We start from the raw sequence: 26,780 nt of genomic DNA on the forward strand, positions 1-26,780 counted from the left end.
CCCAGAGTAGAAAGCTCAATGTACCTTTGCGTCTCAAAATTGTGGCTATTTACTTTATTTTGGTGCCTTTCATGCCGAATTGCGGCAGGTTGCAAACATGACCTGCAATGCCCATCACGACCGTATCCTGAGCGAGCTGGACATCAGCGCGGACCCCTTCGCGATCTGTGCGCTGGAAGGGGTGTGCAGCCTGGGGCTGGGCCGGGTGCCGCGTGCGACGCTGCATTACGTGCTTGGCGGGCGGGGCGAGTTGCGGCTTCCGGGGCATGCACCCCTGCGGCTGGAGCCGGGGCGGCTGGTGCTGGTGCCTGCCGCGATGCGCCATAGCCTATGCAATATGGGCGGCGGGCAGGTGGGGGTGCCTGCGTGCGAACCGGTGGGGCTCGATCTGGAGGCGCATATCGCGCGCGGTGAGGCGGGCGGCAATATGGTGGTGCTATGTTCGACCATATCCCTCGGGCTGTGCGGGGCGCACGGTTTGATCGACCTTTTACGGGTGCCGCTGAGCCTCGATGTGGCGGCGAGCCCGGTTGCGGCGCAGGCGATGGAGGCGCTGTTGTCGGAGATGGGGGCGGTACGGGCGGGGGCACGGGCAATGGTGCGCGCGCTCTTGCTGCAATGCATGATCGAGATGCTGCGCCAACGGCTGGAGGCGCGCGATCCGGCGGTGACCTGGCTGGCGGGGCTGGCCGATCCAGGCCTCTGGCGCGCATTGCACGCGATGCTGGACGATCCCGGCGCGCCGCACGGAGTCGAGAGCCTTGCCGAGGTGGCGGGGATGAGCCGGTCGCGTTTTGCCGAGCGGTTCCAGGCGGCCTATGGGCAGGGGGCGATGGGGTTCCTGCGCGAGTTGCGCCTCGCGCGCGCGGCACAGATGCTGAGCGAGGGGCGCGAGCCGGTCAAGCGGGTGGCGCAGAAGGTCGGATTTGCCAGCCGCAGTGCCTTCACCCGCGCCTTTATCGAGGCGTGGGGCCAATCGCCGCGCGCGTTTCGCGCTGGGCGCGATCAGGCTGCGGATCGGGCGCAGAAACTGGCCTGATTGCGACCCTGTGCCTTGGCGAGATAGAGCGCGCGGTCGGCCTCGTCGAGCAGCCCCGTGACGGTCGGGCCGGGCAGGCCCGGGCGATGCCGGGCCACGGTCACGCCGATGGAGATGGTGACACCGACCGTGCCGTCCGTTTCGGGCAGCGGCACTGGCGTTTGGCGCACGACATCGCAGAGCCGTTCGGCGATCTGCAGGGCGCGGCTGCGCGGGGTATCGGGTAGCACGATCAGGAACTCTTCGCCACCGATCCGGGCGAGCATGTCCTGCTCCCGCAACTGGGCGCGGAGCCGTTGGGTCACCTCGCACAGAACCGCATCGCCGGAGGCATGTCCGTGCTGATCGTTGACCCGCTTGAAGAAATCGAGGTCGGCCAGCATGACGGTAAGCTGGGTGCCGGTGTTGCGGCATTGGGCGATCTGACGATCGAGGTAGGGCACGGCGTGCCGCCGGTTGTAGGCCCCGGTCAGCGGATCGACGATCGCCGCCTGCAACCCAGACAGCAGATGTGCGCGCAAGCCTTCGCGATGGCGCTTGCGGCGCAGGTGATTGTCGATCCGCAGCGCGAGTTCGGTGTTATCGACAGGGCCGGTCAGGACATCGTCGGCCCCGATATCGAGCAGGGTGACTGCGAGCGCGCCGGCATCGGCACCGAGCAAGGCGATCACCGGGCAGCCGCGCGTGCGCTGCGCTGCCTTGAGATCGGCAAGCAGGCGCAGCCCGTCTTCGGCCTGCGCCATGTCGATATGGATCACGTAGATGTCGGTTAATTCCGCAGGGGCCGGGGTGTCGAGGGCGAGGGCCATGTAGGAGTGGCAGCTTTGCTTGGCCATCTGACCGCGCAGGCCAAGGGCATCGGTGCGGCTCTGACCGATGATTGCGATGCGCGCGGGGGGTGCGAAGCCGGCCTGCGGATCGGCAAAACCCGCGCCTTGGGTCCCGCCGGTTGCCTGAGCGACAAGTTCGTGCTCGCTGTGATGCTGGCGCAGCAGGTTGCGCAGCCGCGCGAGCAGAAGCGGCTCAGATACCGGCTTGGTCAGGATGTCATCGGCGCCAGCGCGCAAGGCGGCGTGACGCTCCTCGCGCGAGCCCGAGGCCTGCAGCATCATGATCGGGGTATCGCGGACCTGATCGAGACCGCGCAGAGCGCTGACGAACTCGCGCAGGGCGAGGCCCGGGACGCTGCTGTTCGAGAGAATCAGATCGGGTCGCTCGCGCGCTGCAAGGTCCAGCGCCTCCTGCGCGGTGGCGGCTTGCAGCACCTCATAGGGGGTCGCTGAAAGTTTCACCTTCATGACAATCCTGTTGGTGGCCAGCTCATCGACGATCAGAATTTTCCCTGACATTGGCGCAACGCCTTTCTGACTTGCCCTTTGCACATCATCGACTATCCATGGCAGAGGTTAAGAAAACCTTTCCAGAAATTAACCGGAATGAAGATGCAGCAGGAATCCGCCGAAACGATCGCCTTGCAGGCCCTGGGCTGGCTGGCTGGAAATGAAGAACTCCTCCCGGTATTCTTGGGGGCGACCGGCGCGTCGGAGGCCGATTTGCGGTCCCGTGCGACAGAGCCGGATTTTCTTGGCTCGGTGCTCGATTTCCTGATGATGGACGATGCCTGGGTCGTGGAATTCTGCGACAGTCTGGGACTGAGCTACGAGACCCCGATGATGGCGCGTGCGGCCCTTCCGGGCGGTGCGCAGATGAGCTGGACATGAGCCGCGCCGACGGGGTCCTTTTCGACAAGGACGGCACGCTTTTCGATTTTCACGCCACTTGGAGCGGCTGGACGTATGACGCGATCCGGCATCTGGCGAACGGCGAGGCGCGGGTGATGGCGCGCATCGCCGAGGTGGCGCAATACGATCTTGAGGCGCGCGCCTTTCGACCCACGAGCCCGATCATCGCCTGCACCAACCGCGAGGTCGCCGAATGTCTGGCACAGGCGTTGCCGGGCCGCGCGATAGACGAGATCGAGACTTACCTAATGCTCAGCGCCGCCGAGGCTCCGCTTGCCCCCGCCGTGCCGCTTGCGCCTTTCCTGGACGGGCTGGCAGCGCGTGGATTGCGGCTTGGCGTGATGACTAACGATACCGAATATGGCGCGCGCGCGCATCTGACCACGGCGGGCATTCTGGGGCATTTCCACTTTGTCGCCGGCTTCGATTCCGGGCACGGGGCCAAGCCCGCGCCGGGACCGCTTCTGGCCTTTGCCCGGGCCATGGTGCTGGAGCCGGACCGCGTGGTCATGGTGGGCGATAGCGCGCATGACCTGATCGCGGGGCGCGCGGCGGGGATGCAGACGGTGGGCGTGCTGACCGGCACGGCCGTCGAGGCCGATTTGGCACCACTGGCAGATGCGGTGCTGCCCGATATCGGATATCTGCCGGACTGGCTTTTGGGATGACGCGACACCCTTTGTTCGGCCTGTTCCTCGCCATGTTCGGCGCGCTGATGCTCACGCCCGACGCGCTCTTCATGCGGCTGTCGGACATGGGCGGCTATCAGATGGTGGGCTGGCGGGGTCTCTTGATGGGGGCGGTGATGGTGGCGCTCTGGGCGCTGACCTCGCGTCGCAAGGGCCGCGATCTGACCCTGATCGGAAGCGGCTTTGGCCTCGCCATCGTGGTCTGCCAGTATTTCAACGCCACGCTCTTCAGCCTCGGGATCGCGCATGCGCCGGTGGCTGTCATGCTGCTGGCGGTGGCGACGGTGCCGGTCTTTGCCGCCCTGTTTGCCCGGATCATCATCGGAGAGCCGACACGCCGCGCCACATGGGTGACAATCATCGTGGTGCTGTTCGGCATCACGCTTGCGGTCTTTGGCGGCAAGGGGGCGGTGACGCTGACCTCGGATGCACTCCTGGGGGCGTTTGCTGGGCTGGGCGTGGCGATGGTGCTCGCGCTCAACTTCGTGATCCTGCGCGCGCGGCCCGACCTGCCGATTCCGCTGTTGATCGGGCTGGGGGCGGCGCTTGCCGGGGTGACCGGCGTTGTGATCACCGGTCCGGCGCAAATGGCCGAGGGCACGGTCTGGGCCATCGTGGTCTGCGGCCTCATCATCCTGCCGGTGTCGTTCTTCTCGCTGTCGCTTGCCTCGCGCTACACCGATGCCTCGAATGTCAGTCTTCTCTTGTTGCTGGAGACGGTGCTTGGGCCGCTCTGGGTCTGGATCGGGGTGGGCGAGGAGCCGACGCCGATGATGCTGCTAGGGGGGGTAATCGTGGTCGGCAGCCTCGCCATTTACCTCTGGCACACCGGACGGCGGGGGCTCGCGCTGCAAACGTGAAAGCGGCCAAGGCAAAAACGACAAGATACGTCGCAAAGCGGCATGTAGCGTGCATCGGCGCGGTGTTTCGTTGATTCAAACGAGCACCGGGAGGGCGTGACATGGCCGAGGATCTCAAGCGCAGGAAACGGACAGGCGGGCGCGCGGGCAGTGCCGCGCGGCGCGGCACGGCGGTGATCGAGCAGATGCCGTGGAACCCGCCGATCAACACCGACCGGCCCACAGAGCCGCTGACCCCCGAGGGGGTGCAGGCCATCCATGACGGCGCGATGCGCATCCTCGAAGAGATCGGGATCGAGTTCCTGAACCCCGAGGCGGTGGAGATCCTGCGCGCCTGCGGAGGCTGCGAGATCAGCGGCGAGAATGTGCGCATGGGCCGCGATTTCGTCATGGAGATGATCGGCAAGGCCCCCGAAAGCTGGACCATCACGCCGCGCAACCCTGACCGGCGGCTGACCATCGGCGGCAATCATCTCAACTTCGGCAACGTCTCCTCGCCGCCGAGTTACTGGGACATGAAGATCGGGCGCAAGGTCACCGGCACGCGCGAGATGTGCCAGAATCTCTTGAAACTCAGCCAGTATTTCAACTGCGTCCATTTCGTCGGCGGCTATCCGGTTGAGCCGCAGGACATCCATGCGAGCGTGCGACACCTCGATGTGCTCTATGACAAGCTGACGCTGACCGACAAGGTGGCGCATGCCTATTGTCTGGGGAAAGAGCGGGTCGAGGACGTGATGGAGATGGTGCGCATCGCGGGTGGCCTCAGCCACGAGGAATTCGAGGCCACTCCGCGTATGTATACCAACATCAACTCCACCTCGCCCTTGAAGCACGACTATCCGATGCTCGACGGCTGGATGCGTCTGGCGCGGCGCGGGCAGGGACTGGTGGTGACACCCTTCACGCTGGCCGGGGCCATGGCCCCGGTGACGATGGCGGGGGCGGTGGCGCAATCGCTGGCCGAGGCGCTATGTGCGGTGGTACTTGCGCAGGTGATCCGGCCGGGTGCGCCCTGTGCGATCGGCACGTTCACGTCTAATGTGGACATGAAATCGGGTGCGCCCGCGTTCGGGACGCCGGAATACATGCGCGCCACCCAGATGACCGGGCAACTGGCGCGGTTCTACCGCCTGCCGATGCGGGCAAGCGGGGTATGCGCTGCCAATGTGCCCGACGGGCAGGCGATGTGGGAGACCTCGAACAGCCTGTGGTCGGCGGTGCAGGCGGGGGCAAACATGGTCTATCACGCGGCGGGCTGGCTGGAGGGCGGGCTGATCGCTTCCCCTGAGAAATTCGTCATGGATTGCGAGATTTTGCAGCAAATTCAGCGGTATATGGACCCGATGCTGACCGCCACGGGCCCCGACGAGATCGCCATCGATGCGATCAGGGAGGTCGGCGGGCAGGGGCATTTCTTCGGCATCCAGCACACGCAGGACCGCTACACCACGGCCTTCTACGCGCCCTTCCTGAGCGACTGGCGCAACTACGAGGCGTGGGAGGCGGCTGGGGGTGTGTGGACGCCCGCGCGCGCGCATCAGGTGTTTCAGGACATCATCGCGGGGTTCGAGGCACCGCCGATGGACGAGGGCATCCGCGAGGAACTGGCGGGTTTCGTGGCGCGGCGCAAGGCCGAAGGCGGCGCGCCGACGGATTTCTGAGGGTTGGGGCCCGCCTGAAGCGGACCTTGCACACCGCCAGAACGTGCCGCGCGGGCAGGTGTCAGCGACCGCCCAAGGCCAAAGCCCGCCCCGTGTCGGGACAGGCCCCAAGGTGCTCCCGACCGCTCCCCGGACCTCAGTTGCCGTGACCGTGATCTTCTTTCGGCTGGCGCTCGAGATCGACCGGAATGTCTAGCGTGATCTCGCCGGAAGTCTCGAACACAAGCGTGAGCGGTATGGTCTTGCCCTGCTCGAAGGGTTCGGTCAGCCCCATGAACATCACGTGATCGCCGCCGCGCTGGAGAAACAGCGTCTCGCCGGCGGCCAGTTCGAACCCTTCCTCGACATGCATCATCTTCATCACGCCGTCCTGTTCGCGGTGGGTGTGCAGTTCCACCTTCTTGGCGGCGGGGGATTTGACGGCGATCAGGCGGTCCGGCGCGTCGCCGATATTCTCGATCAGCATGAAGGCGGCGCCGGTCTTGGCCATCGGGCTGGCGCTGCGGGCATAGGTGTCGAGCACGTGGATTTCCTGCGCCATGGCAGGAGCAGCGAGGGTGAGGCCTGCGAGGGCGGCGAAAAGCGTGGATTTGAGGGACATGGCGTCGCTCCTTCTGGTCTGAATGTAAGGAAATTGTAGGGTCAGGCCGACAGTGGCGGTGCCCGCGCCAGCGGGGTGGGGCACGCAAGGCTCTTCTTATGGTGAGAATCGGCGACGGGCTTGCAGGCCGTTGCGGCCACATCGCGTGGCAGGGGCAACCGCAGGCGCGGCGCATCCGCGTAGAACGCGAGCAGGCACTCCGGGCAGATATGTGGCGGTGTCGTGGGCTGGCCGTTGGCATCCACGAGCACGGTGCGGGTGCCCTCGCCGGTGCAGAGCACCATCTGCCCCACCGGCTGCGCCGCGCCACGCGCCACGGCAAGGCCGACGCTGGTCAGCGCCAGAAAGAGGCAAAGCCCGAGGGCGGTTATGCTGCGCAGGATCGTCATTGCCCGCAGGTATAGGCGGGCGGGTGCGTACGGGACAAGCGACAAAACGTAACGGCAGCATCAAACGCAAACAGCCCCGCCGAAGGGGCAGGGCCGTGCAGGAGATCACCGAGACCGGCGCGTCAGGCGTTGGCGGCCTGCGCCTTGGCAATCTCTTTCTTCACCTTGAGTGCCGAAGGAGAGAGTTCTTCGTTCTTGGCTTTCGCGAGAAAGGCGTCAAGCCCGCCGCGATGGTCGACGCTGCGCAGCGCATGAGCCGAGATCCGCAGCTTGATACCACGGTTCAGGGTTTCCGACTGCAGCGTCACATCATTGAGGTTCGGCAGATACCGACGCTTGGTTTTGTTATTGGCATGGCTGGAGTTATTGCCAACCATCGGGCCTTTTCCGGTCAGTTCGCAGCGGCGCGACATGGGGTCATCCTCGTTCTTGTTGAGGGCGCGGTCTGGCCCTGCTTAACACAAACGGGCACCGCCACCGGCAGCGCCCCGAAATCCGTTTTGGGTCTTTAGGCGCAATGGACAGGGGCGTCAAGGGATTCGAGCGCGAAAATGGCGGGTTGGTTTGCGAAGGGGCCGTGGTTAGGGCTTGGCGCTAGTGGTCGAGGGCGCGGCACGAAAGATTCGAGCGCGCGGGCATCGAATGCGATTTCGTGAATGCTCGGAATGAGAATGCGCTGGTTTCACTGGCGACGCTGCCAAACGGTTTTGTCGCGCGCACGCTTAAACTGACCGATCATGAGGTGTTTTTCCGGTCGATCTTTCCGCGGCCCGATGGCACCTGTCGGTCTGGGCCATTTCATGCCCCTCAAGTTTGAGTCCCGCGATGATCGCGAGAATGAGTGTTTGGGCCAAGAAGATGGGAGAGGCGGTTTGGTAACGAACTTCTGAGCGGCTGCGGTGCGGGACGAAACTACCGGGTGCGTCGACACGGTAAGCCAGCAGACGAAAGCAAACTGAACGCGCAATACAGCGCGAAGTCAGTCTGAGAATGGCGAAGGAATACCTTTTCATCAAAGAGTAGCCGGCCGAATCTGACATTGGTTCAAAGAGCAACATTGGCCAGGGGCGCACCAAGCGGACTCCATCCTGACACCGCCGCCCCGCCCAAGCCCTCACCCCGTAGCTGTCCCATCCAGCCAGCGGCGGCAAGCGCGATCGACGGCCATGTGCAACAGAAGCGTGAACACCGCCAGCACGATCAGGGCGGCGAACATGAGGTCGATCTTGGCGCGGCCGTTGGCGAGCAGCATCAGGTAGCCCAAGCCTTTCGAGGCGCCCACCCATTCACCGATGATCGCGCCGATGGGGGCGTAGACGGCGGCGAGGCGAAGCCCCGAGGCGAAGCCGGGCAGGGCGGCGGGCACGCGGATATGCCACATCAGGCGCGCGCCGTTGGCCCCCATGATGCGGCCCAGATCGAGCCAGTGTTGCGGCGTGCGCATCAGCGCGTCGAAAAAGGCCGAAGTCACCGGGAAATAGATGATCAGGAGCGCCATGGCGACCTTGGACCAGAGGCCATAGTCCAGCCAGAGCGTCAGGATGGGTGCCAGGGCAAAGACCGGGATGGCCTGTGAAAAGACCATCATCGGGCGGATCAGGCGGCGCGCCAGCGGCGAGGCGGCGAGGCCGATGGCCGACAGGCCGCCGAGGATTGCACCCAAAGCCAGCCCGATCAGCACCTCGGCTGCGGTGATGCCTGCGTGTTCCAGAATGAGCGCGCGGCTTTGCCAAAGCGTCTCGGCCACGCGGGCGGGGCCGGGCAGGATGAAGGGTGGCAGGGCCGCCAGCACCACCAGCGCCTGCCAGAGCGCCAGCGCCAGCACCGTGGAGGTGACGATGGTGACAAGGCGGCTCATGTCTCGGGATAGCCCATGAGGGCGGCGTCGAAGAAGGCGCGCTCAAGCCGCGTGGCGTGGGTGAAGGTCGTCTCGACCGCGCGCTGTTCTTCGGGTGAGAGACAGGGCCAGACCACGTCAATCTGGCCGCGCAGGTAGGCGACCACGTCTTCGAATCCGTCGCCGCTGTGGAGCGTGATCCATTCGCCGAACCAGAAGGGCAGGTTTTCCACCTTGTCGGCATGCGGCGTGGCCCAGTCGAGATAGGACCATTCGGCGACCACCAGCACTGTGAGCATCTGTTCGTAGCGTCCCGATTGCGCGGCGTCGCGCATGAGGGTCTGGAATTCGGCGGTCACGGGATGCACCGGGGCAGGCGGCTCTGCCTGACCGCCAAGGGCCTCGATGGCGCGCAGGAAATAGGTGTTCTCGGGGCCGGAAATCAGCCCGAGGAACTGCGCGCCGGGGATCGCGTCGGGCAGCGTAGGCGCATGGGCGATGGCCGAGGCCAGAAGCCGCACGAAGCCCTCGATGAAGAGATAATCCTGCCGCAGATAGGCCAGCATTCGGTCCTCGGGCAGGGTGCCCGCCGCCAATTGATCGGTGAAGGCGTGGCGGGTGGCGGCCTGCCAGTCCCCGGCGCAGAGCGATTGCAGGTGATCGGTGGGGCGCATGGGCTGTCCTTTCAGGCGGGCGCGCGCAGGCGTGACAAGAGTCTGCCCTGCGCGGTGAGGGTTTCGGGATCGTCCACGGGCCGGGGCACGGTGCTGGGGGGCGGTGTGACGTCTTCCAGCCCCGTCTCGGTCAGGATGTGGATCGCGTGGCCCATGCGCGCGGCCTCGGCCGGGTCGTGGGTGACCATGAGCACGGTGCGGCCCTTCAGGTGTTCTGCCGTGAGGTCCTGCATCTGCGTGCGGGTGCGCGCGTCGAGGGCCGAAAACGGCTCGTCGAGCAGGATCACGGGGCGATCCTCCATCAGGGTGCGGGCGAGTGCCACACGTTGTTTCTGCCCGCCCGAGAGCGCGCCGGGGCGTTTATGGGCGTGATCCCCGAGCCCGACCCGCGCGAGCATGCGCATGGCGCGGGCGCGGTCACGCGCCTCACCCCGGAGCCGCGCGCCGAGCGTGACATTGCCCAGCACGTCGAGCCACGGCATCAGCAGATCGCCCTGCGCCATCAGCGCCATGCGCCCGGCAAGCGGCGACGCGTCGGAGGCGGTGATGGTCCCGGTGAAGTCGGTGACGTCATCAACGCCCGCGATCAGGCGCAGGAGCGTCGTCTTGCCCACGCCCGAGGGGCCGAGCAGGCAGGTGATGCGCCCGGCAGGCACCGTAAGGTGAAGTGGGCCGAAGACGTGCAGGCCGCCGATGCGGGCGGTGCCGTCGAGCGTGAGCGCGGGCGCGTCGGGGCGCATGGGCGACCTCTCATTCAGGCGGATCGCGGGCATGGGGGGAACGGGCGCGGGCGCGCAATCTCCGTTCCCTACGCCGGTGCGAGCCGGATCAGGTTCGGTGGGTTGGCATCGCTGCCTCTCAGCCCCAGGGGGCACCCCAACGGATGCGCCAGATGTAACAACGCTGCTGATCCTTGGCAAGCGGTACGCCGGTGCCGGATTACAGCCGTTCAGCGAATGTTAAGATTTGCTTGCCATGCTGCGCGGGCACGAGGGGAGAGACGACATGCACGGGCTGGTGAACCGCGCCTTGGAAAGATTTACCCGCGACAGCTATGGCGACGGGCTGTGGCTGGAGGTGATGTCGGGGCTCGATCTGGGCTATAGCGAGTTCGAGCCGCTGATGCGCTATGAGCCGGAGGTGACGCAACGGGTGCTGATGGCGCTGGGTTCCCGGTTGAGGCGGTCACGTGATGACCTGCTGGAGGATGTCGGCACCTATCTGGTGTCGCATCCCAAGGTGGAGCCGATCCGACGGCTGTTGCGGTTCAGCGGCGTCGATTTCGCCGATTTCCTGCATTCACTGGAGGAACTGCCGGATCGCGCGCGGCTGGCGGTGGCGGACCTTGATCTGCCGCCCATTTGCCTGCACGCGCAGGGGGCCGGGCTCTACCGGCTGGAGGTCGGCTTGCACGATTGCAAGGATTTGCGCTTTGGCCCGGTCGTGATGGGCGTTCTGCGTGCCATGGCTGACGATTACGGCGCGCTGGTGGTCCTCGAGCATCGCGGTGCCACCGGGACGGAGGAGTTGATCGAGGTGCGGTTGCTGGACGAGGGTTTCGCCAGCGGTCGGGCGTTTGATCTGGGCGCGGGGCGGCAGGCGGGATGAGACGGGTGACCCCCGCTGAGGCGTTCTTGCCGGTGCTGGACCGGATTTGCCCGATGCATGCGGTGCTGGGGCCGACCGGCCACATCGTGCAGGCAGGGCCAACCCTGGCCAAGGTGATCACGCAACGCGCGGTGACGGGCGCGCGGTTTCTCGAGCTGTTCGAGCTCGTGCGCCCGGCGCAGGTGCAGGACATGGCGGGCCTGCTGGCGCTCGATGGGGCGCGGTTGCGGATGCGGCTGCGGGCGGGGCCGCGTCATGCGTTCAAGGGGGTTCTGGCCCCGCTCGATCTGGCCGGGGGGCGCGGCGCGCTGGTCAACCTGTCCTTCGGCATCTCGGTGATCGAGGCGGTGCGCGATTTCGGCCTGACCGGGGCGGATTTCGCGGCGACCGACCTTGCGACGGAAATGCTTTATATGCTGGAGGCGAAATCGGCGGCGATGGAGGAGTCGCGCAGGCTCAACCTGCGTCTGGAAGGGGCGCGGATCGCGGCGCAGGAACAGGCGTTTACCGATACGCTGACCGGGCTCAAGAACCGCCGCGCGCTGGATCACGTGCTGGAGCGTATGACCCAGAACGGCGAGGATTTCGCGCTCATGCATCTCGATCTCGACTACTTCAAGCAGGTGAACGATACCTATGGCCATGCTGCGGGAGATCATGTGTTGCAGGTGGTCGCGCGGCGCATGCTGTCGCTGGTCCGCCCGGACGATGTGATCGCGCGAGTGGGGGGGGATGAATTTATCCTGCTTTTTGCCGGTCTAGGCGTGCGCGACCGTCTGGCGGACCTGTCGCAGCGCCTGATCGCGAAGCTTGAAGAACCGGTGGATCATGAGGGCGCGACCTGCCGGATCTCGGCGAGCATCGGGGGAACGCTGCGCTGCCTCTATACCTCGCCCGATCTCGGCCAGATGATGGTCGATGCCGATCAGGCACTTTATGCGGCCAAGGCTGCCGGGCGTGGTTGCTACCGGCTCCATTGCGGCGACGACCAGTGCGAACGCGAGATGCGCGGCGCGGGATGACGCAGCTGGTTTCGGCTCAATCCGGCGCCGGTATGGCGACACGCTCGAGATAGGCCCAGACATCGCGTGCCTTCTGCGTGTCCCGGAGCTTGTAGGCCATCTTGCCGCGCGCCTCGGGGTCATCGAGATAATCCCGCAGAAAGGCGGTGGCGTCCTTCACATAGACGACGAAATCCGCCTCATTCCAGCGCAGGCCGGAATTACCCGCCGCCACCATTGAGGTCGAATAATGAAAATTCGGCACGCTCCCGGCATGTCGCCCGATGACGCCATAAAGATTGGGTCCGGTGCGACCGCCGCGCACAACCGAACGGCCGGTCTCGTCGATCACCGAATGGCAGGCGCGGCAATCCCGAAAAATTTGTTCGCCCCGTTTCGAATCCGCCGCGACCGCAGGGTTGGACGGCCACGCCAACAGCAGGAGTATCACCCATGGGTTGTGTTTCATGCGCCCCCTCCACTGCGGCTCTGATTGGAACGTCGCAAGTGACGCGCCGTAAAGCAACTAGCCAGTGCTGGATGTCACGCGCTTGTCAGCTATGATCAACGCGACGTGAAGGCCAAGCACCTGGAGTCAAAACACAACCTATGCGCGAAATTCGGGTCGCGCCTCGCAGGTCCGGTTGGCTAGAGGGAGGTCAGGCGATACATGCCCGCGCTCGAAAACGCGATGGAGGTCCCGTCGGCGATTTCTTCGGCAAAGCGCAGGGCGATCACTTGTAACGCCGCTTGCCTTCCGCGCGCGATCAGCGCGTGCCGCGATGGAAGGGCGGGGGTTAATCCCGGCCTGAGCAGGGTTTGCGACCAGATCAGCGGATGCAGCTCATGCAGGTGGGTGGCAAGCAGCCAGTCCAGGCAATCCTGAATGCGCGCGCGCGTCGCCTCTTGGGCTGCCGGCAACCGCGCGTCGCCGGGTTTCGGGGCCATGGCCAGCCCGCAAAAGGCCGCCAGTTGATTGATGACATGCTGGTTGTTGCGCCGGGCGACGATATCGCGCAGCCCGTCGATGAAGAACTCGACATCGAGCCGGGCAAGGGCACCGCAATCGCGCGCGAGCGCATCGAGATACACCCAAGCATAGCCCCCCGCGCCCCAGATGTCCTGCGTGAGAGCGGCGGTTCGCCGCGCCTCCAGATCGAGGCTGTCGTAATCGCCGTAACGGGATGGCAGGAGCGCCTCGCCGAGCGCGCGCATGTGGCGGGGCGTGTCGGGGTCGAGGTCGATCAACGTGGCGTAATCATCGGCCACGCGCAGCCGCGGCGTGGGCCGCGCCGCCAGGAGCGCGCATTGTGCGGCGGCCAACGACGGCGCGTCTAGATCGACCCCGTCGAAGGGCGCGAGCAGATCCTCGGCACGCCGGAAGTGTTCCAGAAATCGCTGCTTGTGGACGGAGGTGCGCGGGTCTTTCGCCGTGGTGCGCCAGGCCAAGCCGATGTCGACATGGGCATGCGCGAGCACAAGCGCCACCGGATAGCAATCGGGCAGCTCGGCGCGGATCGCCTCGAGCGCGTCGATGCCGCTGGGGTCGGGCGTTGCCCCGTCATGCAGTGAATCCTCGGCGGCACAGACGATATCGGCGCGCGCACCGTAGGCCAGCAGGCTTGTCGCCGCCTCTCCGCCCGGGGTGCGCAGGCGCGCCGAATCAGCATATTCGATGAGCTCCGCCAGATCCTCCCACTGTTCTTGCCGGGCGAGTTTCTGGCCCTTGTCCTGATGCGTGGCGCGGGCGATTTCCTCGTCGCTGATCGGCAGGGCAGGCAGCAGGATGCGTCGGGTCAGGCTGTCGAGATCGGGTGTCTGCTTTGGGCGAAACCGAGAGGTCAGGCTGGCGAATCGCTTTCTGAGCTGGGATTTCAAAGGTGTAGCGCGGTCGGCATGGGGCTCCGACGGCACGAGAGGATCGAATGGCATTTTGTCTCCAACGGCTTTTGTCCGTCGCAGAGTGCCGCCGCTTTTCGACCAAAACACGGCAAGCCTTGGGTGATGGCGGGGAATTGCCAGTCGTTTCGCGCGAGATTGCCAAAGCCGCGACGCTGCGGCACACTCTCCCGATGCTGCGCGCCTTGACCCTTCTGACCCTTTTGACCCTGCCGGTCGCGCCGGTGGCCGTCTCCGCGCAGGCCACTGCCGCGCTCGTGCCGGTTCCGCCCCAGGCCGCGCGCGAGGCCAATCTGCCGCGCACCCGCTGGGAACATCAGCCGCAAGCCGCGCTCTGGACCCGCAGTGCGTTGGCCGCACTCAAGGCGCATGGTGCGGGTCTGGTCGAGCGGGTGCCGAGCGATATCGCGGAGTGGTGTCCGGCCTACGCGCAGGCGGCGGACAAGGGGCGGCGCGCCTTCTGGGTGGGCTTCCTGTCGGCCCTGGCCAAGCATGAGAGCACTTATAACGCGCGCGCGGTCGGCGGCGGCGGGCGCTGGCATGGCCTGTTGCAGATCCTGCCCGCCACCGCGCGGGGCTATGGCTGCCGTGCGGGCGATGGCGTGGCCTTGCAGCACGGCCCGGACAACCTGTCCTGTGCGATCCGCATCATGGCCTATACCGTGCCGCGCGACGGGGTGGTGTCGCGGGGCATGCGCGGGGTCGCTGCCGATTGGGGGCCGCTCCACAGCCGCGCGAAACGCGAGGACATGAAGCGGTGGTTGCGCGCGCAGAGCTACTGCAAGCCGCTCTCTGCCGTGCGCCCCCGTGCGCGCCCGGCGCAGATCACGCAGGTGGCGCAGGTGGCGCGCTGACCGCGCTCACGCCCCCCGGATACGGCTGAGCATTTCCGTGGTGTCGCGGCTTAGGTTCGGCGTGGCGAGGATGCGGTCGAGTTCCGCGGTGATCATGGCCTGCCGGTCCGTATCATAGCGCCGCCATGTCTCGAACGCCGTGCACATCCGAGCCGTGGTCTGCGGGTTGAGCGGGTCGAGCGCGATCAGCCAATCCGCCAGCAGCGCATAGCCCTTGCCAGAGGCGTCGTGAAAGCCCGCCGGTGACATGGCAAGCGCGCCCAACGTGGCGCGGAAGCGGTTGGGGTTGCGAATGGTGAAATCCGGGTGCTCGGTCAGGCGCGCGACGGTGTCGGCGGTGTCCTGCGGGGCGGCGTTCTGGATTTGCAGGCTGAACCATTTGTCGATGACCAGCCGGTCGTGCTGCCATTGTTGATAGAAGGCGTCTACCGCTGCCTTGCCCTTGCCCGCCTGCAGAAGGCAGGACAGCCCGGCAAGTTGTTGGGTCATGTTGTCGGCGGCGTCATATTGCGCCTGCGCCTGCGTGCCCCCATCACGCCGGGTCAGGATCGCGAGTGCCGCATTGGCCAGCGCCCGCGCACCGGTCTGCTCGGGGTCGGGGCGGTAGGGGGCGGTGACCTGATGCCGGTCGTAGAGACTGCGCGCGGTCTCTTCCATCGTGATCGCGCGGGCGTCGCGCAGCGCCTCGAGCGCCTGCCAGATGGCGTGCGGATCGGGGGTGTGGCCCGCGTCATACAGCGATTGCGCGAGATCATCCTCGCTTGGCAACCCGAGGGCGAGGGCGCGGAAGGCAGGGTCAAGCGTTTCGTCGCGCGCCATGGTGTGGGCGGCGTCGAGATAGGCGGCATCGGGGGCCGCACCCTCACGGATCATCGCCAGAAGCCCGTCGCGGGCGAGGGCGCGCCCGGCCTCCCATTTGTTGAACGGGTCGGTGTCATGAGCGAGCAGAAAGGCGCGTTCGGCATTGGTGGTTTCACGCTCGACGATCACCGGGGCGGAGAAATCGCGCAGGATCGAGGGGACAGGTTTGGCGGCCAGCCCGTCAAAGGTGAAACTCTGCCGCGCCTCGGTCATCTCCAGCAGGCGGGTTTCCATGACCTCGTCGCCATTCGGCCCCAGCAGCCCCACGGCAATCGGGATCACGCGGGGGTCTTTCACCTCCTGCCCCGGCGTGGGCGGGGTGTGCTGCTCGAAATGCAGGCTGTAGGTGCCGTTCTCAAAGCTGTCCGTCACCCGCAGGCGCGGTGTGCCAGCTTGCGTATACCAGCGTTTGAACTGCGTCAGATCGCGGCCGGTCGCATCCTCGAACACCTGCAACCAGTCTTCGATGGTGCAGGCCTGCCCGTCATGCCGTTCAAAGTAGAGATCGAGCGCGCGGGCGTAGGCGTCATCCCCCACCAGCCGTTTGAGCATGCCGATCAGTTCGGCCCCTTTCTCGTAGACCGTCGCGGTGTAAAAATTGTTGATCTCGACAAAGCTCTCGGGGCGCACCGGATGGGCGAGCGGGCCGTTATCTTCGCGGAATTGCCGGGCGCGCAGCGCGATCACGTCACCGATGCGTTTCACCGGGGCCGAGCGCATGTCGGCGGTGAATTCACTGTCGCGATAAACCGTCAGCCCCTCCTTGAGGCAGAGCTGAAACCAGTCGCGGCAGGTGATGCGGTTGCCGGTCCAGTTGTGGAAATACTCATGCGCGATGATCGCCTCGATCCGCTCGAAATTGGCGTCGGTGCTGGTCTCGGGGCTGGCTAGAACGCAGGAGGAATTGAAGATATTGAGACCCTTGTTTTCCATCGCGCCCATGTTGAAATCATCGACCGCGACGATGTTGAACAGATCAAGATCGTATTCGCGCCCGTAAACTTCTTCGTCCCATGTCATGGACTTTCTGAGCGCCTCCATCCCGAAGGCGCATTTGTCCTCGTCGCCGGGGCGCACCCAGATGTTGAGATCGACCTCGCGGCCCGAGCGGGTGGTGAAACGGCCCGGATGTGCGACCAGGTCGCCCGCGACGAGGGCAAAGAGATAGGCCGGTTTCGGCCATGGGTCGTGCCACTCGGCCCAGCCGTCGCCTTGTGCCACCGGGTTGCCGTTGGACAGCATTACCGGCACGTCGCCCTCAATTCGCACGGTGAAGACGCCCATCACGTCGGGACGATCGGGGTAATAGGTGATCTTGCGAAATCCCTCGGCCTCGCATTGCGTGCAGAATATGCCGTTCGAGAGATACAGCCCCTCAAGCGCGGTGTTGCCCGCCGGGTCGATCTCCACCTCGGCCTCGAAGGTGAAGGGCGCGTCGGGCGCATTGGCGGTCAGGCCCTCGGGGGTGACCTCGGGCGTGATCGCCACACCGTCGATTTTCGCACTTATAAGGCGGAGGTTTTCGCCATGCAGGAAGAACGTGCGGCTCGATGATGCGGGGTTGGGGCGAAACTCTATCTTGCTGAGGACGCGGGTTTTTTCCGGTGAGAGGCGGAAGGTCAGATCGACCTTTTCGACCAAAAAGGCTGGCGGAGTGTAATCCGCGAGATAGATGGTTTGGGGTGAGGCGTCTTTCATCGCGGGCGTCTCCGTTGGCTGGAACAAGAGGTTTCGCCGGACGTTAGGGCGATGCGCGTGCAGCTTCAATGGGCGATGCGCGCGGTTGCACGCATAGGGACGCATAGGAGAGGAGCTACGATGTCGGCACCCGAGACGAATGTCGAAAAACAGAAGAAACAACACAAGCCCGCGTTGGTGGGCATACGAGGGGCGGTGGTCTTTGCCCTCGTGCTGCTTCTCGGGCTGATCGGCTGGGTCGCCTCGCAGGGGCAAGCGCCGGTCGAGGCGGATGTGAAAATTGATGGGCGCACCGGCGAGGAGGAGGTTGTCGAATGAGAGCGCACGGCATGACCGGACCGCGCCGGTGATCCCGCTCGATATCGTCGAGCCGGAGATGTGGGCGCCGGGCCTCGATCTCTAGATGCCGCGCGCGCGCCGTACATCCGACCTGCCGATCAAGACCTGCGTTACCTGTGGCCGTTCGATGCCGTGGCGGCGCAAAGTGGCTGGTGTGGGCGGGAAAACCACGATCGGTCGGGATGCGTTTGACCGGTGACGCAGCCCCCGCCCGCGGCGCGCGGCACGCCGCGCAAAGGTCAAGACACCGTGCCGCGCGTTTGGGCAGGGTCGCATCTGCGCACGCGAATATGTGCGCGAATTGATGTTTTGTTATTCCATTCTACGCTATAATTTAGGAAAAAGAGACGAATGCGCCTGCCCAAGAAGGACAAAAATGACTCGCCCGGTCGTCGGCATCATCGCAAACCAGCATCAGATCGACAATCGCTACCCCACCCATGCGGGCGGCACGATCAACTCTTCTGCCGTGGCCGATGTGGCGGGCTGCCTGCCGCTGATCATTCCCGCCGATCCGCGCTATGTATCGGTGGCGGAGCTGATGGAGGTGTGCGACGGCTTTTTGCTGACCGGCGGGCGGCCCAATGTCCACCCCGAGGAATACGGCGAGCAACCGACCGAGGCGCATGGCGCGTTTGACCGGGCGCGCGACGCGATCACCCTGCCGCTGGTGCGCGCCTGTCTGGAGCGCGGGCAGCCGTTTTTGGGCATTTGCCGCGGCTTTCAGGAGGTCAACGTCGCCATGGGCGGCACGCTGCATCCCGAGATTCGCGATCTGCCGGGGCGCGATAACCACCGCATGCCGCCTGAGGGCACGATGGACGAACAGTTCGCCCTGCGCCACAAGGTGCGGTTCACGCCCGGCGGCGTGTTTCACCGGCTGATGGGGGCCGAAGAGGTGATGACCAACACCCTGCATGGGCAGGGCATAGTGCGGCCCGGGCACGGCGTGGTGATCGACGGCTGGGCGCATGACGACACGCCCGAGGCGCTCTATCTTGAGGGCGCGCTCGGCTTTACCCTCGCGGTGCAGTGGCACCCGGAATACAATGCCGCCAACGATCCGGTCAGCCGCCCGCTGTTCACCGCCTTCGGCGATGCGGTGCGGGCCTGGGCGGCGGGGCAGGTGGCCCCGGTGCTGCGCAGCGCCTGACCGGTCCGGGGTTCAGCCCGACCAGGCCGGTGCGATCCCTACATCACGCAAAAGCGCCGCCTCGTGCCGCCTGAGACAAGGGCGCGCGGTTTCGCGGTGCCGCCCGGGCGCGCTGCGCAGTTCGGGGAAGGTGGCGAAGAGCTCCTCGCGCGCCGCTGGATGTACCGCCGAAAGCGCGGCGTCACCCGCGTAGAAACTCTCGGTTGCGATGCCGTCGGCATAGATCACCTCATGGCGGTCGAGCATGATGTGAATATAGGTCACCTCGTCGCATGGTGCGACGGTGATATCGCGCCCGTTCACCAGATGCTCGGCTGCAACCAGTACCTCGCTCTCACCGAAGAGAAGCTCAGCGCGGTAGCCGGTGAACAGAACCCTGTGCCGGGGTGAAAGGATCAGCGCCTCTGTCCCGCCCATACCCCCGGATGTGATCGCGACCGGCGCGCAATCGCCCTGCCCCGGCAGTGTTCGCTTGCCGATCCAGCGGATCGGTTGCAGACCGTGATCGCGGGTGATGATCCGCTCGCCGGGCTGCAATGTCTCGACCGGGCGCTCGCCCCATTGCGTCAGGATGCGCGCACCGGGCGTGAAACAGATGATGCTCTCGAGCCCGGCAACAGCGCGGTGCAGGTCGCCTCCGGCCCCGGTTCCGGGCCGGTCGCGACTGCCGGGCAGCCAATCGCCATTGGCCCGCTCGAATTTTTCTGGTGAGACATGTTCGGTCAATTCAAGCCTCCGATAACGTCAATGGGTGCGGCACGCCTCTCCGCGCGGGTCATGGACAGATGGAATATCCGAGACATCTCGACATTCGATTAATCGCGGTGCGGAGTTTGGGCGCGATGGCCACCGCAGGGCCGGGACCGGGATCGTGGCGCATGCGAACTCCTTTCATCCGACCCGCTGCAAGAGCCGGGCCTCATGTCGTTTCAGGCAGGGGCGCGCTGTTGGTCCATAAGTGTCGGGGTGACTGCGCAATTCCGGAAAGACGCTAAGCAACTCCTCGCGCGCGGGATCGGAGAGGGCGCCAAGCCCGATATCGCCGACATGAAAGCTCTCGGTCGCGGCCCCGTCGGCATAGATGATCTCGTGGCGGTCGAACATGACATGGATATAGGTTACCGCCGCCTGCGACACCGCGCCGACATCGCGCCCATCCACCAGATGTTTTGCCGAGACCAGCACCTCGTCGAAGCCAAAGAGCAGCTCGGCCTTGTAGCCGGTGAACAGGAACCGATGCTGCGGCGAGACTAGAAGCGGCGCAGTCGCCCCGTCGAGCACATGCGCGGCCACCCGGATCGGGGCAAAGCGCTCGACGCCCGGCACCGTGCGGCTGCCGATCCAGCGGACCGGCTGCGGACCATTGTCGCGGGTGACCACCAGATCGCCTGCTTGCAGGCTCTCTACCAGGCGTAACCCGTGCGGTGTCAGAAGGCGCGCGCCGGGGGTGAAACAGATGATGTTCTCGATCTCCGAGAAGGTGACGAGGGTGCCATTGACCGTGAAGCTGCCCGACAGCCCCCCCGCTGCGTCATCCTCATTGGTGAAGGTAATGTCGGCCTTGCCGACATCGGGTGTGAGAAAGAGTGTATCGCCATTGGTCTCGTCGCCTTCGCCACCGGTGAGGGTGATGCTACTGCCCGGGGCCGCGAAATTCTCAAGCACGAAGAGGTCGTCGCCATCGCCACCGAACAGCGTGTCGCCCTGACCGATGGTGATGGTATCATCGCCACCGCCGCCAAACACGAGGTCATTGCCCGCGCCGCCGTCAAGGACATCGTCGCCCGCCGTCGTCTCGACCCCGATGATGAGCGGGCTGGCATCAAGGCTGGTCGCTGTGCCGCCGGGTGGTGTGATCGTGCCCGAGAGTACCTGCTGCCCTGCGTTTTCCCAGAGCCGCACTTCGATTGTGTAGATCTGATCCGCCTCGAGCGTGACGTCGCCCCAACGGGCCGTGGCAGCCTGATGGAAATCATTGTCAAGAAACGCGCCATCATTGCCGCTCTGGTTGGTAAAATCGAGCGCATTGCCCTGACTGTCGAGGATGCGGATGGTCGAGCCGTCATCCGAGGTCGTGGTGAAGCGGTACGTCCCCGCGTCAGGCGAGAACAGCGTCGATGTGAAGATCACTCCGAAATCGCTGGGGTCGGTCTGACCGGTGGCGGCCTGCCCGAGCGGTGTGACATTGAGCGTATCCTGCACGCCTGACCCGGCGAGCGTACCGTTCTCGATGGTGAAGGCCTGCCCGTCGTCGGAACTGAAATCCTGCGTGTAGACCTCATAGGACCAGCGACCGCTTGCTCCGTCGCCGAAAAGCGTGTCCGCTCCGCCCCCGCCGAGCACCGTATCATCGCCCGCGCCGCCGATGAGCGTGTCGGCACCTCCCTGTCCAAGCAGGCTGTCGTTACCCGCACCGCCAACAATCGAATCGGCCCCGGCACCGCCGAACACGGTATCATCGCCCTGGCCTGACAGCACAGTGTCATTGCCCGCGCCCGCCTCGATCACGTCGGCATTGCCGCCGCCCACGCCGTCGTTGTTGTCCACGCGGTCAGACCCGTTGGCGACGGGCTCGACGTAGTTCGTGTCGATGAAGTCGTTCCCGCCGGTTCCTTCAACGACGCCGTCGTCGATGCCGATTTCGGCACGGTCCGCCCCAAGGTTGGTGTTGGTGGAGGTGTTCACGGAATTGAAAGTCACGGATTCGATCGGTCGCGCCGTCAGCGCCGTGATATTATTGGCATTGGCTGCGGTCGTGTTGAGTGGCGGCGCAAGGAAAAGCTGACCGGTCGTGTCCTGAACCAGCACCGCGAGCAATGATGCGGTCGTGCCGTCGCTATATGTGATTGTTGCGTTGAAAGTGGAGAGACCGTCAAAGGTGAAGGTCTGCGGCCCGTCGCCGATATCGGTGGTGAACTGATCGTTCGTCACCGCATTGTTCATGTCGAGCGCGCCAGCCGCTCCGCCATTGTCGATGGTGGTGGTGCGCGTTACCTGTTGATAGAGCGGCTCGGTGGATGACCCAAAGGTCAGCCCGGCGAAGAGACTGGCACCTTCGGCGTTGCTGTTGCCCTCTGTCGGATCCAGCACGAGGGCCGAGGGGCCCAGATATATCCAGTTGAATGTCGTCGGCATTGCACCCGCACCATGTTGTTTCCAAAATGGATACACAGCGTCTGCGGCGGGAATTGGCGGGGTTTTCGTTGAAAATCAGGCAGATTGGGGCAATTCTCGGGCACAGGGGCGCGGTCGTGCCCGCGGCTCAGCTTTCCATCCAGATGGTCACCGGTCCGTCATTGAGCAGTGACACTTTCATATCAGCCCCAAAACGTCCGGTTTCGGTGGCGATGCCCTGTGCCGCGATCCGGGCGGCGAAATACTCATAAAGGCGGCGGCCCTCGTCGGGGGCGGCGGCGGTGGAAAAGCCGGGCCGGTTGCCGCGCGAGGTGTCGGCGGCCAGCGTGAACTGGCTGATCACGAGGGCAGAGCCGCCCGCGTCGATGATCGAGCGGTTCATCTTGCCCGCCTCATCTGTGAAGATCCGTAGCTTGGCGATCTTCGCCGCCAGCCGGTCGGCTTCGGCCTCGGTGTCGCCCTGCATGGCGCAGACCAGGATCAAAAGGCCCGGGCCGCATTGGCCAATGGTGTCGTCGTCGACGGTGACGGAAGCATGGGAGACATGTTGCAGGAGGGCGCGCATGAGACCGCCTTTGGTACGGGGATTTGATACGGATCAAGGCCGTGGTGCCGGTATTAGAGTAGGCTTGCGCCATCTTCAACGTTAAGGAGGATGCATCATGGTGGAAAAATCGCATACCGCCGGGTTCTGGCCGCAGCTTTATGAGCCGCTGCGCAATTTCGGCACGCGGGTCGCGGATTGGCTGGCCCCGGCCTCGGATGCCTCGTCGGACGAGGCGGCGTATCGGATCACGATGGAATTGCCCGGTGTCGAGGAGAAGGATATCGAGCTGTCGGTGAATGACGGGATGGTGAGCATCAAGGGCGAGAAGAGCGCCGCGCGCGAAGAAAAGGGCGAGACGTGGTTCTTTTCCGAGCGCCAGTATGGCAGTTTCAGTCGCTCGTTCCGGCTGCCGCCCGATGCCGATGGTGACAAGGTCGAGGCGCATCTGAAGGACGGCGTGCTGAGCGTCACGATCCCGAAGCGCGACAAGGCCGCGCCGGTGGGGCGCAAGGTGGCGATCAAGCGGGGGTGAGGGAGCGGTCGGGCGCTGCGCGGCGATGCCTGCGGCACCTTGATTCCGCGCATTGGTACTCGGCTTCAAAGACCGCTTCAGACCGTTCGCGACTACCCCCGCAGATCGAACACCTCGTCAAGGTCGGCCCTAGTGGTCCGGAACCTGTTGGCAGGGTGATCCGGGTCGGGCAGGCCGAAGGAGATGGCGCAGAGAATCAACCGGCTGTCGGGCAGATCGAAATGCCGTCGGATCATCGGTGCGTAGGCCGCGACCGAGGCCTGCGCGATGCTGCCCAGGCCGAGCGCTGTCGCCGCCAGCATGAAGGCGGTGATGAAGCCGCCGGTATCCATTGCGCCGTAGGGCCCGAGGGCGGCCGTGGAATGGACGATGGCCACATGCGGCGCGCCGAAGAGGTGATAATTCTGCATGCTCTGCTCGGCCCGGGCCGCGCGGTCGTTGCGGGCGATACCCACGGCCTCATAGAGTTGCAGCCCGCATTCGCGGCGGCGCGCGCCATGCGCGCCCGGGTAGCTGTCGGGCCAGGGCAGGTCGGGTGCGGGGGTGTCATTGCCCACCGCATCAAGCAGGGCGTTGCGAAACCGCTCGGTTTCCGCGCCCCGCGTAACCGTCACCTGCCAGGGCTGCGCGTTGCACCATGAGGGCGCTTGGCCTGCGGCGCGTATGATCTGTTCTATCACGTCTGTCGCCACCGGATCGGGCAGGAAGGCGCGGCAGGATCGGCGCGCATCGAGAATGGCGTAAAGCGTGTCATAGGCGTTGGTCATTCAGGCTCCTCTGCGCCGGGCCATGTATCGGAGAGACGATAGCCCTCGGGCCAGGGGTCTTCGGGGTCCAGCATAAGGGTGGATTGCCCGGTGATCCATGCCCGACCCGCGATTTCCGGGCGGATCGCCGCCAAGGGGCCACAGGTGGTGGCCCCGAGGATGCGCCCGTCAAAGCGCGCGCCGATGAGCGAGGTGGCGCTGTAGCGGTCGTCTTGGTTCATCTGCCCGCGCGCATGCAGGAGCGCCATGCGAACCGAGAGCCCGGTGCCGGTGGGCGAACGGTCGATCTTGCCGGGGCGGATGGCGACGGCGTGGCGGGCATGGAGCGTGTTGCCGTCGCGCGTGGGCGGGGTGGCGAAGAGGCAAAAGGAGATATGCCGCCAATCGGGATTGGTGGGGTGGTCGAACCCCAGTTGATCGGTCGCGGCGCTGGTGATGCGGGTGCCGGTCTCGGCCAGATGGCGCGCGTTTTCGGGCGTGAGCGCCAGACCCAGCGTCGCGGGATCGACCACCACGAAACTGTCGCCGCCAAAGCCGGTATCGACGGTGATGCGTCCCAGCCCCGGCACGTCGAGCACGGCATCGAGGCGGCACGCGAAGGAGGGCAGGTTTTCGAGCGCCACTTGCGTCACGCGGCCCCCGTCGCAGCGTGCGCGCACCGCCACCAGCCCGCCGGGGGCCTCCAGCGTCAGCCGGGTTTCGGGTTCTTGCATGGGCAGGATGCCGGTCTCCAGCAGGACGGTTGCCACGCAGATCGTGTTCGAGCCGGACATTGGCGGGGTGTCACAAGGCTCCATGATGATGAAGCCCATGTTGGCGCGGCTGTCCACCGGAGGCACCAGTAGATTGACGTGGCGGAATACGCCGCCGCGCGGCTCGTTCAGGACGAAGCGGCGCAGACGGTCGTCGCGGGCGATGTGGCGGGATTTCTGCCACATGGTGGCACCGGGGGGCGGGGCGACGCCGCCGGTGATCACATCGCCCACCTCACCGCCGGCATGGGCCGTGGTGATCTGGATCGCGACGGTGGAGCGCATCAGAAGCCGCCCTGTTCCAGCGCGACCAGATAGCCGATGCCGCCTGCGAGGGCGGCGCCCAGAATGACCGCGACGGCGATTTTCCACGCCGACCAGGGCCGTTCGCCCTGTACGCGACCGGTGCGGGCGTTGACCACGAAACGGTAGGTCTCGCCTCGGTATTTATAGGCGGCGAGCCATACGGGTAGCAGGATATGCTTGAAGGTGACATCGCTCACGGCGGTGTTGATGTCGTGGATGCGTTGCCGGTCGCCGCCGATATCGAACCGCACGTCTCGGGCGATGGTGGCGTCCATCTTGTCGCGTGCCTGGCTGAAACCGTCTTCGAGGTCGACGCTGTAGCCTTCGGCGCGAAAGCCTGCGAGATATTCCGGCGTGTAGGGTTCCAGTGCCGACAGATCCCATGGCTCCAGCGCGTCGGTGAAGCGTTTGGGCAAGCTGTGCGAGGCAAGCACCAGAACATCGTCGAAGAACCGCGCGACCCGGCCCGAGACGGCGCGCCAGCGGACCTTTGCGACCTGTATGGTCTGGCGCTTGCCGTCGCGCATGACGGTGCGGCTCTCATAGTGAACGGTGCCGCGCTCGCCGCGATATTGCGACTTGGTGTCGGCGTCGAAGGTCCAGTAGGGGACGTAGATGCCTTCCATCTTGCGGCCCTTGCGCGCGTAATCCTGCAAGCCGTTTGGCGCAAACCAGAGTCGGCCCAGCCAGTCGGTCATCGCCGTGCGGGCGGCACTCTCGTCCAGCGCAAAGGGCAGTAGCGCGCGCGGCTTGATATGACGGTGCGTGCCGGTATCGGTGACGACGGGCGAGGCGCAGAACGGGCAAAGGGTGGCGTGGGTGTCGGTGCCCAGTTCGACCTGCGCGCCGCAGCTTGTGCATTTGGTGGTGCGGGTCTCTTCCATTTCCTGCGCGGGGAGTTGATCGCGCAGGGCCGTGCGAAAATCCAGTTCCCTGATGCCGCCCTGCCATGGCCCGCCGGTCTCGATCTCGGCCATGTCGCCGCAATGGTCGCAGATCAACTGACCTGCGCCCGGATCGTAGCGGTAATCCGACCCGCAGCTTGCGCAGGGAAAGCGATGTTCGACGGCGGCGGGGGCGGGGGGCGGTGTGTCTGACATGGGGCCTTCAGAGAATGTGATGAATGGTGCGCGGCGTGATCTGCCGCAGTGCGCCGTCGTCAAGGGAGGTATGCCGCCAGAGGTTGACGACCGCGTGCAGCGCGGTGATCGCCAGCAGGGCAAGAAGCAGCGTGCGCGCGGCGGCGCATCGGCTCACGCGCCCGGCGGGGGCGGCGGCATGACGGTGAAGAGCTGCGCCAGTTCCGTCACGTCCTCGGCGCGTTTCCAGCCATCCTGACCGGCGGTTCGTATAAGTGAGCGACAGTCGCGCGATGCGATAGGTGACTCCAACAAATGATTAGTTTTCTTCATTGGCACCCCTCGTCAAAGAAAATACCGTACAGGAAAAACGCTGCCCTGCTTTTTCAAGTGTGAAAACGATTTATTCACGTATTTGCGTCGAACCTCATCAGCTGCGACTTTGCCGGAAAACCGTATCCTAGCACGCTTTCCCTGCGGCACATCAACTTGTTCCCACTGATCTATTTGGAATACCTCGACGATAAGACCTCGGTATTCCGCTATTGCATACTTGGCTTTTTCAGCCTTAGAGCGATCCAAAGTCCAGTCGCCCCGCGTAGCGTTGTAAATGAAGTGGTCCCACCTTTTCGGACATGTTTGCAGCTTTTCTAAGGTGTATCGGGTTTAGGTTTCATGCTGCTTCTTGTTGTTCCAAGCCTACCCAATATGCGTCGTCAGGCGTCTGCCGATCAAGGGCGGAATGGGGCCTTTT

30 protein-coding genes and 1 riboswitch are annotated in these 26,780 nt (G+C 65.1%); of the genes, 12 read left to right on the forward strand and 18 right to left on the reverse strand.

All coding sequences use genetic code 11. The features are described 5' to 3' along the window. The first annotated feature begins 97 nt into the window (after window positions 1-97). Window positions 98-1,039, forward strand: coding sequence for an AraC family transcriptional regulator (locus BHD06_RS24650; protein WP_080458395.1), 942 nt, complete (start codon window positions 98-100; stop codon window positions 1,037-1,039). On the opposite strand, the gene BHD06_RS18185 is transcribed toward BHD06_RS24650, so the two are convergent. Further along, entirely contained in the window at window positions 1,006-2,388 is a 1,383-nt protein-coding gene (locus tag BHD06_RS18185) for a diguanylate cyclase (protein WP_139784790.1), read from the reverse strand. The two genes, BHD06_RS24650 and BHD06_RS18185, sit on opposite strands and share 34 nt — an antisense overlap. Window positions 2,389-2,475: 87 nt before the next feature. Here BHD06_RS18185 and BHD06_RS18190 point away from each other — a divergent pair, with 87 nt between their 5' ends. From BHD06_RS18190 to BHD06_RS18205, 4 genes are all read left to right on the forward strand, one after another. Beyond that, a complete protein-coding gene (locus tag BHD06_RS18190) occupies window positions 2,476-2,760 on the forward strand; it encodes a DUF3572 domain-containing protein (protein WP_080458396.1) in 285 nt (94 codons plus the stop codon). Continuing rightward, on the forward strand, window positions 2,757-3,449 hold the full coding sequence (locus BHD06_RS18195) for an HAD family hydrolase (RefSeq protein WP_080458397.1): 693 nt from the start codon (window positions 2,757-2,759) through the stop codon (window positions 3,447-3,449). The genes BHD06_RS18190 and BHD06_RS18195 overlap by 4 nt, the downstream gene beginning before the upstream one ends. Continuing rightward, window positions 3,446-4,330 (forward strand): DMT family transporter, encoded by an 885-nt coding sequence (locus BHD06_RS18200; RefSeq protein WP_080458398.1) that lies wholly within the window; start codon window positions 3,446-3,448, stop codon window positions 4,328-4,330. Before BHD06_RS18195 ends, BHD06_RS18200 begins: the two co-directional genes overlap by 4 nt. A 101-nt stretch (window positions 4,331-4,431) precedes the next feature. Then, complete coding sequence (locus BHD06_RS18205) at window positions 4,432-5,994, forward strand: trimethylamine methyltransferase family protein (RefSeq protein WP_080458399.1); 1,563 nt, start codon at window positions 4,432-4,434, stop codon at window positions 5,992-5,994. Between the two features lie 136 nt (window positions 5,995-6,130). Here BHD06_RS18205 and BHD06_RS18210 read toward each other — a convergent pair whose 3' ends face one another. The 6 genes from BHD06_RS18210 to BHD06_RS18235 all read right to left on the reverse strand — a co-directional run bounded on the left by BHD06_RS18210 (window position 6,131) and on the right by BHD06_RS18235 (window position 10,235). Next, window positions 6,131-6,595 carry a copper chaperone PCu(A)C gene (locus BHD06_RS18210; RefSeq protein WP_080458400.1) on the reverse strand — a complete coding sequence of 155 codons (465 nt, stop codon included), beginning with the start codon at window positions 6,593-6,595 and terminating at the stop codon, window positions 6,131-6,133. Window positions 6,596-6,636: 41 nt separating this feature from the next. Then, window positions 6,637-6,984: a hypothetical protein gene (locus BHD06_RS23850; RefSeq protein ID WP_176214406.1), complete on the reverse strand. Its 348-nt coding sequence runs from the start codon at window positions 6,982-6,984 to the stop codon at window positions 6,637-6,639. Window positions 6,985-7,106: 122 nt separating this feature from the next. Beyond that, entirely contained in the window at window positions 7,107-7,397 is a 291-nt protein-coding gene (gene rpmB / locus BHD06_RS18220; protein ID WP_080458401.1) for a 50S ribosomal protein L28, read from the reverse strand. A gap of 701 nt (window positions 7,398-8,098) precedes the next feature. Next, a complete protein-coding gene (locus tag BHD06_RS18225) occupies window positions 8,099-8,842 on the reverse strand; it encodes an ABC transporter permease (RefSeq protein ID WP_080458402.1) in 744 nt (247 codons plus the stop codon). Continuing rightward, window positions 8,839-9,495: a TenA family protein gene (locus BHD06_RS18230; RefSeq protein ID WP_080458403.1), complete on the reverse strand. Its 657-nt coding sequence runs from the start codon at window positions 9,493-9,495 to the stop codon at window positions 8,839-8,841. Before BHD06_RS18230 ends, BHD06_RS18225 begins: the two co-directional genes overlap by 4 nt. A gap of 11 nt (window positions 9,496-9,506) precedes the next feature. After that, window positions 9,507-10,235: an ABC transporter ATP-binding protein gene (locus BHD06_RS18235; RefSeq protein WP_080458404.1), complete on the reverse strand. Its 729-nt coding sequence runs from the start codon at window positions 10,233-10,235 to the stop codon at window positions 9,507-9,509. A gap of 48 nt (window positions 10,236-10,283) precedes the next feature. Then, a riboswitch (TPP riboswitch) is annotated at window positions 10,284-10,384 on the reverse strand. A gap of 116 nt (window positions 10,385-10,500) precedes the next feature. Here BHD06_RS18235 and BHD06_RS18240 point away from each other — a divergent pair. Both BHD06_RS18240 and BHD06_RS18245 read left to right on the forward strand, forming a co-directional pair. Next, entirely contained in the window at window positions 10,501-11,103 is a 603-nt protein-coding gene (locus BHD06_RS18240; RefSeq protein ID WP_080458405.1) for a heme NO-binding domain-containing protein, read from the forward strand. After that, window positions 11,100-12,125 (forward strand): GGDEF domain-containing protein, encoded by a 1,026-nt coding sequence (locus BHD06_RS18245; RefSeq protein WP_080458406.1) that lies wholly within the window; start codon window positions 11,100-11,102, stop codon window positions 12,123-12,125. Before BHD06_RS18240 ends, BHD06_RS18245 begins: the two co-directional genes overlap by 4 nt. Window positions 12,126-12,141: 16 nt before the next feature. Here BHD06_RS18245 and BHD06_RS18250 read toward each other — a convergent pair whose 3' ends face one another. After that, window positions 12,142-12,573 (reverse strand): cytochrome c family protein, encoded by a 432-nt coding sequence (locus BHD06_RS18250; protein ID WP_080458407.1) that lies wholly within the window; start codon window positions 12,571-12,573, stop codon window positions 12,142-12,144. Between the two features lie 179 nt (window positions 12,574-12,752). Continuing rightward, window positions 12,753-14,036: a hypothetical protein gene (locus tag BHD06_RS18255; RefSeq protein WP_080458408.1), complete on the reverse strand. Its 1,284-nt coding sequence runs from the start codon at window positions 14,034-14,036 to the stop codon at window positions 12,753-12,755. Here BHD06_RS18255 and BHD06_RS18260 point away from each other — a divergent pair. After that, window positions 14,030-14,857 carry a transglycosylase SLT domain-containing protein gene (locus BHD06_RS18260; RefSeq protein WP_254892471.1) on the forward strand — a complete coding sequence of 276 codons (828 nt, stop codon included), beginning with the start codon at window positions 14,030-14,032 and terminating at the stop codon, window positions 14,855-14,857. The genes BHD06_RS18255 and BHD06_RS18260 overlap by 7 nt on opposite strands. Window positions 14,858-14,863: 6 nt before the next feature. Here BHD06_RS18260 and pepN read toward each other — a convergent pair whose 3' ends face one another. Continuing rightward, the gene (gene pepN, locus BHD06_RS18265; protein ID WP_080458409.1) at window positions 14,864-17,416 is read right to left on the reverse strand and encodes an aminopeptidase N; all 2,553 of its coding nucleotides are present in this window, start codon (window positions 17,414-17,416) and stop codon (window positions 14,864-14,866) included. Between the two features lie 120 nt (window positions 17,417-17,536). Between pepN and BHD06_RS18270 the strand changes: the two genes are divergently transcribed. The 3 genes from BHD06_RS18270 (at window position 17,537) to BHD06_RS18280 (ending at window position 18,908) form a co-directional block, all read left to right on the forward strand. Beyond that, on the forward strand, window positions 17,537-17,734 hold the full coding sequence (locus BHD06_RS18270) for a hypothetical protein (RefSeq protein ID WP_080458410.1): 198 nt from the start codon (window positions 17,537-17,539) through the stop codon (window positions 17,732-17,734). Between the two features lie 85 nt (window positions 17,735-17,819). Then, complete coding sequence (locus BHD06_RS18275) at window positions 17,820-17,954, forward strand: DUF2256 domain-containing protein (protein WP_080458411.1); 135 nt, start codon at window positions 17,820-17,822, stop codon at window positions 17,952-17,954. Between the two features lie 177 nt (window positions 17,955-18,131). Next, window positions 18,132-18,908, forward strand: a complete 777-nt coding sequence (locus BHD06_RS18280; RefSeq protein WP_080458412.1) for a gamma-glutamyl-gamma-aminobutyrate hydrolase family protein — start codon at window positions 18,132-18,134, stop codon at window positions 18,906-18,908. A gap of 12 nt (window positions 18,909-18,920) precedes the next feature. On the opposite strand, the gene BHD06_RS18285 is transcribed toward BHD06_RS18280, so the two are convergent. From BHD06_RS18285 to dtd, 3 genes are all read right to left on the reverse strand, one after another. Beyond that, a complete protein-coding gene (locus BHD06_RS18285) occupies window positions 18,921-19,634 on the reverse strand; it encodes a Hint domain-containing protein (RefSeq protein WP_080458413.1) in 714 nt (237 codons plus the stop codon). Between the two features lie 165 nt (window positions 19,635-19,799). Beyond that, window positions 19,800-22,043 carry a Hint domain-containing protein gene (locus BHD06_RS18290; RefSeq protein ID WP_080458414.1) on the reverse strand — a complete coding sequence of 748 codons (2,244 nt, stop codon included), beginning with the start codon at window positions 22,041-22,043 and terminating at the stop codon, window positions 19,800-19,802. Window positions 22,044-22,170: 127 nt separating this feature from the next. After that, a complete protein-coding gene (dtd, locus tag BHD06_RS18295) occupies window positions 22,171-22,608 on the reverse strand; it encodes a D-aminoacyl-tRNA deacylase (protein ID WP_080458415.1) in 438 nt (145 codons plus the stop codon). A gap of 97 nt (window positions 22,609-22,705) precedes the next feature. Here dtd and BHD06_RS18300 point away from each other — a divergent pair, with 97 nt between their 5' ends. Continuing rightward, complete coding sequence (locus BHD06_RS18300; protein ID WP_080458416.1) at window positions 22,706-23,122, forward strand: Hsp20/alpha crystallin family protein; 417 nt, start codon at window positions 22,706-22,708, stop codon at window positions 23,120-23,122. Window positions 23,123-23,214: 92 nt separating this feature from the next. Here BHD06_RS18300 and BHD06_RS18305 read toward each other — a convergent pair whose 3' ends face one another. From BHD06_RS18305 to BHD06_RS23150, 5 genes are read right to left on the reverse strand one after another with little or no spacing between them, the layout of a single operon-like run. Then, window positions 23,215-23,889 (reverse strand): nitroreductase, encoded by a 675-nt coding sequence (locus BHD06_RS18305; RefSeq protein ID WP_080458417.1) that lies wholly within the window; start codon window positions 23,887-23,889, stop codon window positions 23,215-23,217. Continuing rightward, the gene (locus BHD06_RS18310) at window positions 23,886-24,926 is read right to left on the reverse strand and encodes a proline racemase family protein (protein WP_080458418.1); all 1,041 of its coding nucleotides are present in this window, start codon (window positions 24,924-24,926) and stop codon (window positions 23,886-23,888) included. Before BHD06_RS18310 ends, BHD06_RS18305 begins: the two co-directional genes overlap by 4 nt. Further along, window positions 24,926-26,047, reverse strand: coding sequence for a TFIIB-type zinc finger domain-containing protein (locus BHD06_RS18315; RefSeq protein WP_080458419.1), 1,122 nt, complete (start codon window positions 26,045-26,047; stop codon window positions 24,926-24,928). Before BHD06_RS18315 ends, BHD06_RS18310 begins: the two co-directional genes overlap by 1 nt. Window positions 26,048-26,054: 7 nt before the next feature. Continuing rightward, window positions 26,055-26,204, reverse strand: coding sequence for a hypothetical protein (locus tag BHD06_RS23855; RefSeq protein WP_176214397.1), 150 nt, complete (start codon window positions 26,202-26,204; stop codon window positions 26,055-26,057). Continuing rightward, window positions 26,201-26,359, reverse strand: a complete 159-nt coding sequence (locus BHD06_RS23150) for a hypothetical protein (protein WP_376764865.1) — start codon at window positions 26,357-26,359, stop codon at window positions 26,201-26,203. Before BHD06_RS23150 ends, BHD06_RS23855 begins: the two co-directional genes overlap by 4 nt. Window positions 26,360-26,780: the final 421 nt, after the last annotated feature.

This window comes from Roseovarius sp. A-2 (assembly GCF_002072155.1).
Classification (GTDB): Bacteria; Pseudomonadota; Alphaproteobacteria; order Rhodobacterales; family Rhodobacteraceae; genus Roseovarius.